Annotated in this window: 12 protein-coding genes; 4 read left to right on the plus strand and 8 right to left on the minus strand. The window is 60.1% G+C overall.

What is annotated here, in order from left to right:
• Positions 1–13: 13 nt before the first annotated feature.
• Positions 14–1,405, minus strand: coding sequence for an L-cystine transporter (locus ACU680_RS15845; protein ID WP_096795779.1), 1,392 nt, complete (start codon positions 1,403–1,405; stop codon positions 14–16).
• Positions 1,406–1,646: 241 nt separating this feature from the next.
• Between ACU680_RS15845 and ACU680_RS15850 the strand changes: the two genes are divergently transcribed.
• A complete protein-coding gene (locus ACU680_RS15850; protein ID WP_448179925.1) occupies positions 1,647–2,702 on the plus strand; it encodes an HAD family hydrolase in 1,056 nt (351 codons plus the stop codon).
• A 192-nt stretch (positions 2,703–2,894) separates the two neighbouring features.
• Here ACU680_RS15850 and ilvD read toward each other — a convergent pair whose 3' ends face one another.
• The 6 genes from ilvD to ACU680_RS15880 all read right to left on the minus strand — a co-directional run bounded on the left by ilvD (position 2,895) and on the right by ACU680_RS15880 (position 10,648).
• Positions 2,895–4,736 carry a dihydroxy-acid dehydratase gene (ilvD, locus tag ACU680_RS15855; RefSeq protein WP_007964170.1) on the minus strand — a complete coding sequence of 614 codons (1,842 nt, stop codon included), beginning with the start codon at positions 4,734–4,736 and terminating at the stop codon, positions 2,895–2,897.
• Positions 4,737–4,993: 257 nt separating this feature from the next.
• Positions 4,994–6,226, minus strand: a complete 1,233-nt coding sequence (locus tag ACU680_RS15860) for an MFS transporter (RefSeq protein ID WP_448179926.1) — start codon at positions 6,224–6,226, stop codon at positions 4,994–4,996.
• Positions 6,219–7,196, minus strand: coding sequence for a diiron oxygenase (locus tag ACU680_RS15865; RefSeq protein WP_367086096.1), 978 nt, complete (start codon positions 7,194–7,196; stop codon positions 6,219–6,221). The genes ACU680_RS15860 and ACU680_RS15865 overlap by 8 nt, the downstream gene beginning before the upstream one ends.
• On the minus strand, positions 7,193–8,266 hold the full coding sequence (locus ACU680_RS15870; RefSeq protein WP_448179927.1) for a SagB family peptide dehydrogenase: 1,074 nt from the start codon (positions 8,264–8,266) through the stop codon (positions 7,193–7,195). Before ACU680_RS15870 ends, ACU680_RS15865 begins: the two co-directional genes overlap by 4 nt.
• A 438-nt stretch (positions 8,267–8,704) precedes the next feature.
• Complete coding sequence (locus tag ACU680_RS15875; protein ID WP_448179928.1) at positions 8,705–9,901, minus strand: class I SAM-dependent rRNA methyltransferase; 1,197 nt, start codon at positions 9,899–9,901, stop codon at positions 8,705–8,707.
• 207 nt (positions 9,902–10,108) lie between these two features.
• Positions 10,109–10,648 carry a type 1 glutamine amidotransferase domain-containing protein gene (locus ACU680_RS15880; protein WP_448179929.1) on the minus strand — a complete coding sequence of 180 codons (540 nt, stop codon included), beginning with the start codon at positions 10,646–10,648 and terminating at the stop codon, positions 10,109–10,111.
• Between the two features lie 228 nt (positions 10,649–10,876).
• On the opposite strand from ACU680_RS15880, the gene ACU680_RS15885 reads away from it, so the two are divergent.
• The 3 genes from ACU680_RS15885 (at position 10,877) to ACU680_RS15895 (ending at position 12,907) form a co-directional block, all read left to right on the plus strand.
• Positions 10,877–11,689, plus strand: a complete 813-nt coding sequence (locus ACU680_RS15885) for an HDOD domain-containing protein (RefSeq protein ID WP_177325698.1) — start codon at positions 10,877–10,879, stop codon at positions 11,687–11,689.
• Between the two features lie 12 nt (positions 11,690–11,701).
• Positions 11,702–12,514 (plus strand): bifunctional DNA-formamidopyrimidine glycosylase/DNA-(apurinic or apyrimidinic site) lyase, encoded by an 813-nt coding sequence (mutM, locus tag ACU680_RS15890; RefSeq protein WP_448179930.1) that lies wholly within the window; start codon positions 11,702–11,704, stop codon positions 12,512–12,514.
• Positions 12,515–12,583: 69 nt separating this feature from the next.
• A complete protein-coding gene (locus ACU680_RS15895; protein WP_448179931.1) occupies positions 12,584–12,907 on the plus strand; it encodes a multidrug transporter in 324 nt (107 codons plus the stop codon).
• A gap of 151 nt (positions 12,908–13,058) precedes the next feature.
• Here the strand turns inward: ACU680_RS15895 and ACU680_RS15900 are convergent, their stop codons facing one another.
• Complete coding sequence (locus ACU680_RS15900) at positions 13,059–13,310, minus strand: YfhL family 4Fe-4S dicluster ferredoxin (RefSeq protein ID WP_003195146.1); 252 nt, start codon at positions 13,308–13,310, stop codon at positions 13,059–13,061.
• Between the last annotated feature and the right edge of the window lie 104 nt (positions 13,311–13,414).

The raw sequence follows: 13,414 nt of genomic DNA on the forward strand, positions 1-13,414 counted from the left end.
GTGTGTGTTGCTGTCAGGCCTGAGCAAGCTCCGCATGCTCATCCGCATCCAGCAGTGCTTTATCCGTCTGCTGCATCACTTGGCTGGTGATCGCACCCGCGGTGATCGAACCACTCACGTTCAACGCCGTACGACCCATGTCGATCAGCGGCTCAACCGAAATCAGTAGCGCCACCAGCGACACCGGCAAGCCCATCGCCGGCAGCACGATCAGTGCCGCGAATGTCGCGCCGCCACCGACCCCGGCCACACCGGCCGAACTCAAAGTCACAATCGCCACCAGCGTCGCGATCCACAGCGGATCCAGCGGGTTGATGCCGACCGTTGGCGCAACCATCACCGCCAACATCGCCGGGTACAGACCGGCGCAACCGTTCTGGCCGATGGTCGCACCGAACGAGGCGGCGAAACTGGCGATCGACTGCGGAATGCCCAGACGACGGGTCTGCGCTTCGATGCTCAGCGGAATGCTCGCCGCGCTGGAGCGGCTTGTGAACGCGAACGTCAGCACCGGCCAGATCTTGCGGAAGAAACGCAGCGGGTTGATACCAGCGGCCGACACCAGCAGGCCATGCACGACAAACATCAGGCCCAGACCGAGGTACGAAACCACGACGAAACTGCCGAGCTTGATGATGTCCTGCAGGTTGGAACCGGCCACCACTTTGGTCATCAGCGCCAGCACGCCGTACGGGGTCAGCTTCATCACCAGACGCACCAGACGCATCACCCAGGCTTGCAGGGTGTCGATGGCGTTGATCACTTTCTGACCTTTTTCGACGTCATCCTTGAGCAGTTGCAGTGCTGCAACCCCGAGGAACGCAGCGAAGATCACCACACTGATGATCGAGGTCGGCTTGGCCCGGGCCAGATCGGCGAACGGGTTCTGTGGAATGAACGACAGCAGCAGCTGCGGCACATTCAGGTCGGCGACCTTGCCGGCGTAGTCGGTCTGGATGGTTTGCAGACGGGCCATTTCCTGCGTGCCGGCGACCAGGCCTTCGGCGGTGAGGCCGAACAGGTTGGTCAGGCCGATACCGATCAGCGCCGCGATCGCGGTAGTGAACAGCAGGGTGCCGATGGTCAGGAAGCTGATCTTGCCCAGCGATGAGGCGTTGTGCAGACGCGCAACCGCGCTGAGGATCGAGGCGAACACCAGCGGGATCACGATCATTTGCAGCAGCTGCACGTAGCCGTTGCCGACCAGATCGAACCAGCCGATCGAGGCTTTCAGTACCGGGTTGCCGGCACCGTAAACGGTGTGCAGGGCAACACCGAAGGCTACGCCCAGCACCAGCGCGAGCAGGACTTTTTTCGCCAGGCTCCATGTAGTGTGGCGGGTTTGCGCCAGACCGAAGAGCAGGGCGAGGAACACCAGCAGATTGAGGATCAGCGGCAGATTCATGAAGACTCCGATAAGACTTGTGCCAGTCGCCTTCTTGGGCAACTGCGAACCGGCAAGCCTAACAGTTTGATTTCCAATGAATTAATACCGAAATCGCAGGTTGTCCGTCGTTTTTGGAATAAGCGCTTGTCGCTCTCGGCAATGCAACTGGCGTTGAGGAGACGTAAGCGGTCGCTGACAGACGAGGACTGTCACACTTATTTGTTAGCGTCGATGTCTTTCAGTCAGGGAGAAAACGCCGATGAAGTTCGCACCGAAAATGCTCGCTGTGGTTCTTGGATTGGGCTTGGCCGCTCACGCATTCGCCACCGACCTGAAGCACTGGCCGGCGGATCAGGCCAAGGCACTCGACGCGATGATCGCCGCCAATGCCAACAAGGGTAACTACGCGGTGTTCGACATGGACAACACCAGTTACCGCTACGACCTCGAAGAGTCGTTGTTGCCGTTCATGGAAAACAAGGGCCTGATCACCCGCGACAAACTCGATCCCTCGCTGAAACTGATGCCGTTCAAGGACACCGCCGAGCATAAGGAAAGCCTGTTCAGTTACTACTATCGCCTGTGCGAAGTCGATGACATGGTCTGCTACCCGTGGGTAGCGCAGGTGTTCTCCGGCTTCACTCTCAAGGAACTCAAGGGCTACGTCGATGAGCTGATGGCGTCTGGCAAACCGGTGCCGGCGACCTACTACGAAGGCGATGTAGTGAAAAACATCGACGTGCAGCCGCCGAAAGTCTTCACCGGCCAGGCCGAGCTGTACAACAAGCTGATGGAGAACGGCATTGAGGTCTATGTGATGACCGCCGCCTCGGAGGAACTGGTGCGTATGGTCGCGGCTGATCCGAAGTACGGCTACAACGTCAAACCGCAGAACGTGATCGGCGTGACCACGTTGCTGAAGAACCGCGAAACCGGCGAGCTGACGACCGCGCGCAAGCAGATCACCGCCGGCAAGTATGACGAGAAGGCCAACCTCGGCCTCGAACTGACCCCGTACCTGTGGACCCCGGCGACCTGGATGGCCGGCAAGCACGCGGCGATTCTGACCTACATCGACGAGTGGAAAAAACCGGTGCTGGTGGGCGGCGATACCCCGAGCAGCGACGGTTACATGCTGTTCCACGATGTGGATGTGGCCAAGGGCGGCATTCACTTGTGGGTCAACCGCAAGGACAAATACATGACCCAACTCAACGGCATGATGGCCAAACACGCAGCGGCGCAGGCGAAGGAAGGGTTGCCGGTGACGGCGGACAAAAACTGGGTGATCGTTAAACCCGAGGAAATTCAGTAAGACCGGGTCGCTCCCATCGCTGGCAAGCCAGCTCCCACAGGGTCCAAGGTCAAACACAAATGGTGAGAGCACCATAAATCCCTGTGGGAGCTGGCTTGCCAGCGATGGGGCCCTCATGTTCACCCATTGATTCGATCAGGCAAAAAAATGCCCCGCACTTGGCGGGGCATTTTTGTTTTGGCGATTCGACGCTTACAGCCCGTCGAGCATCGCCTTGTTACGCACCGCACCCTTGTCGGCGCTGGTCGCCAGCAGGGCGTAGGCCTTCAGCGCGGTGGTCACTTTGCGGGGACGTTGTTCGACCGGTTTCCAGCCTTTCTTGTCCTGCTCGACCCGGCGCGCAGCCAGTTCTTCATCGCTGACCAACAGGTTGATCGAGCGGTTCGGAATGTCGATCAGCACTTTGTCGCCGTCCTGCACCAGACCGATCGCGCCGCCGGCCGCAGCCTCTGGCGAAGCGTGGCCGATCGACAGACCGGAAGTACCGCCGGAGAAACGACCGTCGGTGAGCAACGCACAGGCTTTGCCCAGACCTTTGGACTTCAGGTACGACGTCGGGTAGAGCATTTCCTGCATGCCCGGGCCGCCTTTCGGGCCTTCGTAGCGAATGATGACGATGTCGCCTTCCTTCACTTCGTCGGCGAGGATGCCGCGCACGGCGCTGTCCTGGCTTTCGAAGATCTTCGCGTTGCCTTCGAAGACGTGGATCGACTCGTCGACGCCGGCGGTTTTCACCACGCAGCCATCAAGAGCGATGTTGCCGTACAGCACGGCCAGGCCGCCTTCTTTCGAATAGGCGTGTTCGAAGCTGCGGATGCAGCCGTTTTCACGGTCGTCGTCGAGGGTTTCCCAGCGGGTCGACTGGCTGAACGCAGTCTGGGTCGGGATGCCCGCCGGGCCGGCCTTGAAGAAGTGATGCACGGCTTCGTCGGTGGTCTGGGTGATGTCCCACTTGGCGATGGCTTCTTCCATGCTGCGGCTGTGCACGGTCGGCAGGTCGGTGTGCAGCAGGCCGCCACGGGCCAGGGAACCGAGGATGCTGAAGATGCCGCCAGCGCGGTGCACGTCTTCCATGTGGTACTTCTGGATGTTCGGCGCGACCTTGCACAGTTGCGGCACGCTGCGCGAGAGACGGTCGATGTCGCGCAGGTCGAAATCGATCTCGGCTTCCTGGGCGGCAGCCAGCAAGTGCAGGATGGTGTTGGTCGAACCGCCCATGGCGATGTCGAGCATCATTGCGTTCTCGAACGCCTTGAAGTTGGCGATGTTGCGCGGCAGTACCGATTCATCGTTCTCGCCGTAGTAACGCTTGCACAGCTCGACGATGGTGCGGCCGGCCTGCAGGAACAGCTGCTCGCGGTCGCTGTGGGTGGCCAAGGTCGAACCGTTGCCCGGCAGTGCGAGACCGAGGGCTTCGGTCAGGCAGTTCATCGAGTTGGCGGTGAACATGCCGGAGCAGGAGCCGCAGGTCGGGCAGGCGCTACGTTCGTATTCAGCGACTTTCTCGTCAGAAGCGCTGGAGTCGGCGGCGATCACCATGGCGTCGACGAGGTCGAGGCCGTGGGAAGCGAGTTTGGTCTTGCCGGCTTCCATCGGGCCGCCGGATACGAAGATCACCGGAATGTTCAGGCGCAGGGCGGCCATCAGCATGCCCGGGGTGATCTTGTCGCAGTTGGAGATGCAGACGATGGCGTCGGCGCAGTGAGCGTTGACCATGTATTCGACGGAGTCGGCGATGATCTCGCGGCTCGGCAGCGAATACAGCATGCCGTCGTGACCCATGGCGATGCCGTCATCCACGGCGATGGTGTTGAATTCTTTCGCGACGCCACCGGCACGTTCGATTTCCCGGGCAACCAGTTGACCGAGGTCCTTGAGGTGCACGTGGCCCGGCACGAACTGGGTGAAGGAGTTGGCAATGGCGATGATCGGCTTCTTGAAGTCGTCATCTTTCATCCCGGTGGCACGCCACAGTGCGCGGGCGCCGGCCATGTTGCGGCCGTGGGTGGATGTTTTCGAGCGGTAATCTGGCATGGAGCACTCCGGGCGGCTAATCAGGTATCAAAAGGGAGTGAGCTTCTATTGACGTCTGGAACACTCAGAAATGGCCGTGTGTCCTGGATGTTGCCGATGACTTTGCGGGATCGCCGCTTGCCTCAGCCTGAGCTCATAAACCCGCCGGGGGATGAATGGCGATGAATCAGCCGATTCTACACCGCTGGCGTCTGGAGGGAATGGCGCAAAGCATTGTTCCAGTGCCGACGGTGCGTGTGGCATGACGACCGGCAGGCTCAATCGCTGCCAGAGGGCGTGACGGCGCCGTTCTCGATGATGCTGGCGCGATGGCTGATCCGCTTGTTCAACGCCAGCGCGATGCAGCTGAGCAGGACAAAACAGTAGCCGAGGGTGGCTTGCAGGTTGCTTGGGCTCAGGCTGATCAAGGCGCTGATCAAGCCACCACAGATGAAAATGATCGTACTGCCTGCCGAAGCCGAGGTGCCGGCATTCTCGGGAAACAGGCTCATGGCCCGCGACGTGGCTGCGGGGCGTGCGATGGTGGTGCCGGCGGTGCAGATCAACATCGGAATCAGCACCGTGGCCGCCGAGAGCGCAAGGTGCCTGGCCATGAACAGCATCACCAGCCCCGCCAGCAGAATCAGGCTCAGCCCGACCACCATTTGCTGTCCGGGCGAGATTCGCCGGCTCAACAGCGTGGCGACGATCCCGCCAGTGACATAGGCCGCACCGTAGATGAGCAGGATCAGCGAGAAGTCGTAGGCTGAGAGCTGCAATTGATCCATGAAGATCAGCGGCGAAATGACGATGAAAGAGAAGTGGCAGGCGAATGCGAAAGCCGAAATCAACCAGTAGCCGACGAACTCGAAATCCCCCAGCACCCGTCGATAGGCGCGGAGAAAGTTGAGCGGTGTAGCTTTGACGGCGGGCCGACCACCGTCCAGAAACAGCCAGGCCTTGAGCAACACCACCACTGCCAGAGCGATGAACAGCCAGAAACTGCCACGCCAGCCCAGGGTCGCCTGCAGAAAGGTGCCGGCCAGCGGTGAGATCGAGATAAAGATCCCCGATGCCGTGACCATCAGGATCCGCAGACGATCACGCTCGGCGCCCTCGAACAGATCCTGCACCAGAGCCTGTGACAGGACGAAACAGCCACAACCGATGGCCTGCACGATGCGAAAGGTCATGAACAGCATGTAGTCACTGGTCATTACACAACCGATGGCGCCGAGGATCGAGACAGCCATGCCGGCGAGCAACAAGCCCTTGCGCCCGATAACGTCGGACAACGGCCCGATCAACAGTTGGGCAAAGGCAATCCCCACCGCGAACAGGCTGATCGACAGGGCGATGTCGGTCGGAGTGCTGGCGAAGTGTTCAGCCAGCGCCGGGAACGACGGCAGCAGGACGTCCAGCGGAAACACCCCCAGCAGCACCATGGCCAAAAGCAGGCTGACCGCCCCGCGTCGTTGTCGGGTCGTTACCACTGTTCTTCCTTCAAGCATCGATCAGTCCTGCCTTGGCGAAAAGTTTGCGGTTGTTGGGTAGCGCGAAGAATCCGGCTTTTTCGAGTGCAGCAAGCGTAGCCGTTGCTCCGGATCTGGCACGCTCACGGCTGGCCTGTTCGTTGGTCAGGCTTTCGAGGATTTCCCTGATTGCGCCTTCGCCAATGCCGGCACGGCGCAGGCTTTGGTGCAGCCATTGCTCGTCGACTTCGAAGAAGGTCGCCAGGGTCTCCAGCAAGGTTCTGGCCGCGAAGGCGCGCTGGCGGCTGTTCAGGGTCAACCAGAGGTAGTGGAAGACCTCGGAAAAAAACCGGCTGTGGCGCGCTTCATCAGCGAGATGGTCGCGCAACATGTCATTCACGCTGCTGACCAGCGTTTCCCGACACACATCCAGCAGTTCCCGGGCAATGATGGTTTCTGAAACGAAACCGAGCAGAAACCATGCCAGCGGGCGTTTGCTTTCCGGCGTTCGGGCGATCTGACCGGTCAGGCGGGTAATGCGCAGCGGTATCTGCGGACGACCGGTGAAACCATGCAGTTCGGCGATCTGTTCGGCCAGACGATGGGAGAACAGCGCGTGATAACCCTCGTCGGTATAGAGCTGCAGCGCGGCGGTTTTCATCCGTGAAGGAATGTATGCGGGTAACTCGCCGTGGACGATGGTTTCCACGGCGCGGTTGACGATGCGGTGCTCGAGCAGCGTGGTGTAGTCGAGAAAGTGCACCAGGTGACTGGCTGCGAGCCGATGCATGACCCTGCTGCCTGCGGCTTCGATGGCCGGGTGGGACAGGTACGGCAGGAATGCCGGCGGAAACCAGAAGCGCGTTTGCAGTTGCAACGGCAGGTCTGCGGGTAACTGGTAGGCGTGCCGGCTGTTGCGCACCGAAGCGTGGTTGTCCCAATCGCCGAGGGTGAATCGAAGCGCCGAGGACTCTGGCGCTTCGGGCTGATCCGCGGTTGGCGCACTCATGGACGCGTCTCCTGCAACAGGTCACGCATTTCCTGACACATCGCCTGACCGTCACTGGCACCGCAGCCGACAAAGAACAATGGTTGTTCAGCGCTGCCTTCGAGTTTGAGCAGGGCTTCGACCTGACGATCGGCAAACGCCCCTGTCAGCCACGTTCCCAGGCCCAGCGCCGTGGCCACCAGTTGAAAGGTCTGCGACAAGTGACCGGCCTCGACGAACGCCATGCGATAGGCGCGCGAGTGTTCATACTTCCACCAGAGCTTGTCGAAACGAGCGGTGATGAACAGACCCAGCGGCAGATTGTTGATGAAGTGCTGACCCGCCAGCAAATGGCCGAGCGCGGGTTCGGGCAATGGATTGACCCGGCTGAGCGCATGTTCTGCCGGGTGATAGGCGTAAATGCCCGGTTCCAGGCCCTCGATATTGCGTGCCAGAAGAAATCCTTCACAGGCATTCAACCCGCCACCTGAAGGACTGCTGCGACGGGCGCCGAGTCCTTCGGCGATGCTCTCGTCGCGGTCATTGTCGCGATGGCGAAGAAAGCCCAGCGAGAGATACAGCAGCGTGCCGACGTCATTGAGGGTGATCGCTGCGCCAGTGAATGAGCGGCAGGTTTTTCTCAGACGCAGGACATTGCCCAGGCTGGCGACGGTCAGAGCCGCAGAGGCGGGCAGGGTGATCAGAGGTTTGTCTTGATGGATCGGGCGATCTTGCGTGGGTGCCGGTGTGGTCAGCACGGCGCTGCAATGGTTCAGGTATTGCCTGGACCACTCTTGAATATTCTGGGGTATCTGTTCGCAGGGAATGTTCTGGGTGCCGATATGATAAATCTTCGACAATTCATCCCAGCCCCATGGCGGACTGTCTATTTTTGCAACGGTTAATATGCCCGCGTTCAGAAGTCGTGAGTCTATTATGTTGCGTCTGTCGAACTGTTCCGGGTTATTGATAAGTTGTGCAAGTCGACAAGAGTAAGTCAGGTCCAGTTCGTGTTGGGTGTGATCTTTATAGTTCCAGACAATTTGTCCGGGTGTGCGCGGCAATATGAATAAATAAGGATTGATGTGCATGTTGTATTGATCACTCTGGAAAAGGGTCGAAAGAACGCTGGGGTGCCGGCACTCCCCAGCGTTCTGGCTCACTTAGCGGGCTTTAGGCGCAACCAGGAAGGCCAGGTTTGCGATTTGGTTGGTTTCCAGAGTAATTGCTTTCATAAGTATGAACTCCTTGTTCATTGAGAGTGAGTGTCACCGTCGTGGTGACAACTTAATAATAGGTTGTAATGAATTATTGGCAAGCGATACTTGGGTAGGAAATTTCTATTAATTTTGTCGGAGTGGGCGTGTTGCAAAGGCGGGCTTGTAAGTTTTAACTCTTGAAATTTAACGCGCAGGGAAATGTCCTGCGTACAGGTAGGAAGTTTGTTGTAGGAAAAGGAAGTGGATTCGACGACATTGCATCGTCGTTAGGCCAACGGGGAGCCCGCAGGCTCCCCGTTCATGGGCCGATCAGCTGTTCGGCAGCAGGCGGCAGGTGATGCTCTTGATGTAGCGAGTCTCGGCGATGGCCGGGTGTACCGGGTGATCCGGACCCTGACCGCCGCGCTCGAGCATCTGGATGTTGCGGTCCAGGTGACGGGCGCTGGTCAGCAGGATGTTCTGCAGATCGTCCTCCGGCAGGTGCATGGAGCACGAAGCGCTGACCAGAATGCCGTCCTTGGTCAGCAGGCGCATGGCTTGCTCGTTCAGACGACGGTAGGCACCTTCGCCGTTCTTCATGTCTTTCTTGCGCTTGATGAACGCTGGCGGGTCGGCAACGATCACGTCGAAACGTTCTTCGCTGGCCTTGAGTTCCTTCAGCGCTTCGAAGACGTCGCCTTCGATGCAGGTCATCTTTTCGGCGAAGCCGTTCAGCGCGGCGTTACGCTCAACGCCGTCGAGGGCGAAGCCCGATGCGTCGACGCAGAACACTTCGCTGGCGCCGAACGCGGCAGCCTGCACGCCCCAGCCACCGATGTAGCTATAAAGGTCGAGGACGCGTTTGCCTTTGGCGTAAGGCGCGAGGCGGGCGCGGTTCATGCGGTGGTCGTAGAACCAGCCGGTTTTCTGGCCACCAATGACTGGCGCTTCAAACTTCACGCCGTTCTCTTCCAGGGGCACCCACTCCGGCACCAGACCGAACACGGTTTCGACGTAGCGATTGAGGCCTTCGGCGTCACGGGCGGCGGAGTCGTTCTTGAACAGGATGCCGCTTGGCTTGAGCACTTGGGTCAGCGCTGCAATCACGTCATCTTTATGCGCTTCCATGGTCGCCGAGGCAATCTGCACCACGAGGATGTCGCCGAAGCGGTCGACCACCAGACCCGGCAGCAGGTCGGAGTCGCCGTAGACCAGGCGGTAGAACGGCTTGTCGAACAGACGCTCGCGCAGCGACAGGGCCACGTTCAGGCGATGCACCAGCAGCGACTTGTCCAGCGCCAGTTTGATGTCGCGTGACAGCAGACGCGCGCAGATCAGGTTGTTCGGGCTCATCGCGACGATGCCCAGCGGCTTCCCGCCAGCGGCTTCGAGGATTGCCTGGTCGCCGGCCTTGAAGCCGTGCAGTGGCGTGGCAGCCACATCGATTTCGTTGCTGTAGACCCACAAGTGGCCGTTGCGCAGGCGACGGTCGGCGTTGGCTTTGAGGCGCAGGCTAGGCAGGGACATGACGTCGCTCCGGAAAAAAGAGCGGGAGTATACCGTGTTGATGCGTGTGCAGGTTCAGCGCTGGACATGTGGCGAGGGAGCTTGCTCCCGCCGGGCTGCGAAGCGGCCCCAATTCATGCCACTCGATTCATCAGGAAGAACCGGTTGGCAGGGCTTGCGACTGCTGCGCAGCCGAGCGGGAGCAAGCTCCCTCGCCACAGAGGCGCGTCAGGCAGAGAGCGCGTCGATCAACTCACGGCTGAACGCCGGTATATCATCCGGCTGACGGCTGCTGATCAGGTGGCCGTCCTTGACCACGTCTTTATCGACCCAGTTGGCCCCGGCATTCACCAGATCATCCTTGAGCGTCTTGTAGCTGGTCATGGTCTTGCCATTGACCAGCCCGGCGGAAATCAGCAGCCAGCTGCCGTGGCAGATCACGGCGATCGGTTTGCCGGCGGAGGCGCCGGTCTTGACCAGATGCTGGGCATCCTGGTCGATGCGGATGGTGTCGGAGTTCTGCACGCCGCCCGGCAGGACGATCGCGTCGTACTGCTCGCTGCTGGCGCCTTGGAAGGTCTGATCGACCTTGAAGTCATCCGCCGGCTTGTCGTGGTTCCAGCCTTTGACCTTGCCGGCCTCGGCCGAAAGTATGTCGACCTGAGCGCCGGCCTGCTCCAGTGCTTGTTTTGGCCCGGTCAGTTCGACCTGTTCGAAACCGTCTGTTACTAAAATGGCGACGCGTTTGCCAGTGAGGGAAGTAGCCATCGATAAGCTCCTGAGTCTGCGGGAAATTACCGCCGAGCCGGTGCTTGATTGTCCGGTCGGCCTTACAAAGTCCGAAGCCTGAGCGTGAATGAAAGTTCCTGACAATTGCCCACTGGTGTGTCTTCGTGCGGTTTTTAGAGGTTAGAATCGCCGCCTGTCCCAGAGTGTGTACTTATGTCCCAAGAGCTGACCACCGAACAGATTCAACAATCCCTGCAGGGCATCAGCGTGCCCGCGCAGCCGCAGATCATGGTGGATCTGCAAATGGAGCAGTACATGCCCGACCCGGACCTGGAGGTGATCGCCAAGCTGATCGCCCAGGATCCCGGCCTGTCCGGTTCTCTGCTGAAAATCGTCAACTCGCCGTATTACGGCCTGAGCAACAAGATCACTTCGATCCAGCGCGCGGTGAACCTGCTGGGCAGCCGCTCGATCATCAACCTGATCAACGCGCAGTCGATCAAGGGCGAGATGAACGACGACACCATCGTCACCCTCAACCGTTTCTGGGACACCGCCCAGGACGTGGCGATGACCTGCCTGACCCTGGCCAAGCGCATCGGCACCCAGGCTGGCGATGAAGCCTACGCCTTGGGCCTGTTCCACGACTGCGGTGTGCCATTGATGCTGCAACGCTTCCCCAATTACATGTCGGTACTGGAAAAAGCTTACGCCAACGCCAGCGCCGAATGCCGGGTGGTGGATACCGAGAACGCCGAGTTCAATACCAATCACGCCGTGGTCGGCTACTACACCGCCAAGTCGTGGCGCCTGCCGGAACACGTCAGCACGGCGATCGCCAATCACCACAATGCGCTGGCGATCTTCAGCGACGAGTCCTCGCGCAACAGCCAGATGAAAAATCTGCTGGCGATCCTGAAGATGGCCGAGCACATCTGTGCGTCTTACCGGGTACTGGGCAATCAGACCGAAGACCACGAATGGAACAGCATCGGCGCGCTGATTCTCGATTACGTGGGTCTGTCGGACTACGATTTCGAAACCCTCAAACAGACGATCCGCGACCTCGGCGCGCATTGATTCGAGAACGCCATGCCTGAATTGCCGGAAGTCGAAACCACCCGCCGGGGCATTGCTCCGCACCTGGAAGGCCAACGCGTCAGCCGGGTGATCGTGCGTGACCGCCGGCTGCGCTGGCCAATCCCCGAAGACCTTGATGTGCGCCTGTCCGGGCAGCGCATCGTGCTGGTCGAGCGGCGCGCCAAGTACCTATTGATCAATGCCGAGGTCGGCACGTTGATCAGTCACTTGGGCATGTCGGGCAACTTGCGGTTGGTCGAAGTCGGGTTGCCGGCGCTCAAGCACGAGCACGTCGATATCGAGCTGGAATCTGGTCTGGCGTTGCGCTACACCGACCCACGGCGCTTCGGCGCGATGCTGTGGAGCAACGATCCGCTCAATCACGAGTTGCTGATTCGCCTCGGGCCGGAGCCATTGACCGATCTGTTCGACGGCGAGCGCCTGTTCCAGTTGTCGCGCGGGCGTTCGATGGCGGTCAAGCCGTTCATCATGGACAACGCGGTGGTGGTGGGCGTCGGCAATATTTACGCGACCGAAGCGTTGTTCGCCGCCGGGATCGATCCACGCCGTGAGGCCAAGAGCATCTCCCGGGCGCGGTATCTGAAGCTGGCGATCGAGATCAAACGCATCCTGGCCGCAGCCATTGAGCGCGGCGGCACTACGTTGCGGGATTTCATCGGCGGCGACGGGCAGCCCGGCTACTTCCAGCAGGAACTGTTTGTCTATGGTCGCGGCGGTGAGCACTGCAAGGTCTGCGGCACCGGCCTGTGCGAAGTGAAGCTCGGTCAACGGGCCAGTGTGTTCTGTCCGCGTTGCCAGACCTGAGGCAAAAAGCTGAAAAAGTCCTACGGTCTATAGTGAGTTGTCTCACTGTTCAGCCCGAAGGATCGTGCCATGAAGTCCTTGCAAGTCCTGTTTTCCGCACTGCTGCTGTGTTCCAGCCTGGCCGTTCAGGCCACGGAAAACGGCAGCGGTGATCCGCGTTACGCCATCCAGAACCCTCCCGCCTACGCCATGATTGGCGATTTGCTGATTGCCCGGCCTTTATTGGTGGTGGCAACGGTGCTGGGTGCGGGGGTGTTTGTGGTGTCATTGCCGTTCACCGCGCTGGGTGGCGGGGTGGGCGATGCGGGGCAGGCGTTGGTGGTGGACCCGGCGAAAGCTGCGTTTGTGCGGTGTCTGGGGTGTACGGGGGAGGGGTTTGAGCAGCGTGAGTGAGCTGATCCGAGATCAGCGGTGTTATTGATGGCCTCATCGCGGGCAAGCCCGCTCCCACAAGGATTTCGGTGTTCACACGATTTGTGTATCACCACACAACCCTGTGGGAGCGGGCTTGCCCGCGATGGCGTCGGAACAGGCGCTGAAGAACTCAGGCCTTGCCGGTGATCTTGCGGTACTTCTCCATCAACTGTTCTTCAGTCTCTGGATGCGCCTCGTCCAGTGGAATGCAATCCACCGGGCAGACCTGCTGGCACTGCGGCTCGTCGTAGTGGCCGACGCACTGGGTGCACAGGTTCGGGTCGATCACGTAGATCTCTTCGCCTTGGGAAATGGCGGCGTTCGGGCACTCGGGTTCGCAGACGTCGCAGTTGATGCAATCGTCGGTGATGATCAGGGACATGCTAACTCCAGCCGGGGCGGCAGGCCCGGGCGCTATCAATCAATGCGCGCAATTGTGCCGCATTGGCGAGCGCAGTGCACGCGGCTGCGATCAAGGGCACAGAC

This window comes from Pseudomonas sp. LF020 (genome assembly GCF_053456425.1).

Bases quoted from the DNA above. Each gene is read 5' to 3' on its own strand.
- ACU680_RS15845 (WP_096795779.1), bottom strand. From the start codon at position 1,405: ATGAATCTGCCGCTGATCCTCAATCTGCTGGTGTTCCTCGCCCTGCTC.
- ACU680_RS15850 (WP_448179925.1), top strand. From the start codon at position 1,647: ATGAAGTTCGCACCGAAAATGCTCGCTGTGGTTCTTGGATTGGGCTTG.
- ilvD (WP_007964170.1), bottom strand. From the start codon at position 4,736: ATGCCAGATTACCGCTCGAAAACATCCACCCACGGCCGCAACATGGCC.
- ACU680_RS15860 (WP_448179926.1), bottom strand. From the start codon at position 6,226: ATGCTTGAAGGAAGAACAGTGGTAACGACCCGACAACGACGCGGGGCG.
- ACU680_RS15865 (WP_367086096.1), bottom strand. From the start codon at position 7,196: ATGAGTGCGCCAACCGCGGATCAGCCCGAAGCGCCAGAGTCCTCGGCG.
- ACU680_RS15870 (WP_448179927.1), bottom strand. From the start codon at position 8,266: ATGCACATCAATCCTTATTTATTCATATTGCCGCGCACACCCGGACAA.
- ACU680_RS15875 (WP_448179928.1), bottom strand. From the start codon at position 9,901: ATGTCCCTGCCTAGCCTGCGCCTCAAAGCCAACGCCGACCGTCGCCTG.
- ACU680_RS15880 (WP_448179929.1), bottom strand. From the start codon at position 10,648: ATGGCTACTTCCCTCACTGGCAAACGCGTCGCCATTTTAGTAACAGAC.
- mutM (WP_448179930.1), top strand. From the start codon at position 11,702: ATGCCTGAATTGCCGGAAGTCGAAACCACCCGCCGGGGCATTGCTCCG.
- ACU680_RS15895 (WP_448179931.1), top strand. From the start codon at position 12,584: ATGAAGTCCTTGCAAGTCCTGTTTTCCGCACTGCTGCTGTGTTCCAGC.
- ACU680_RS15900 (WP_003195146.1), bottom strand. From the start codon at position 13,310: ATGTCCCTGATCATCACCGACGATTGCATCAACTGCGACGTCTGCGAA.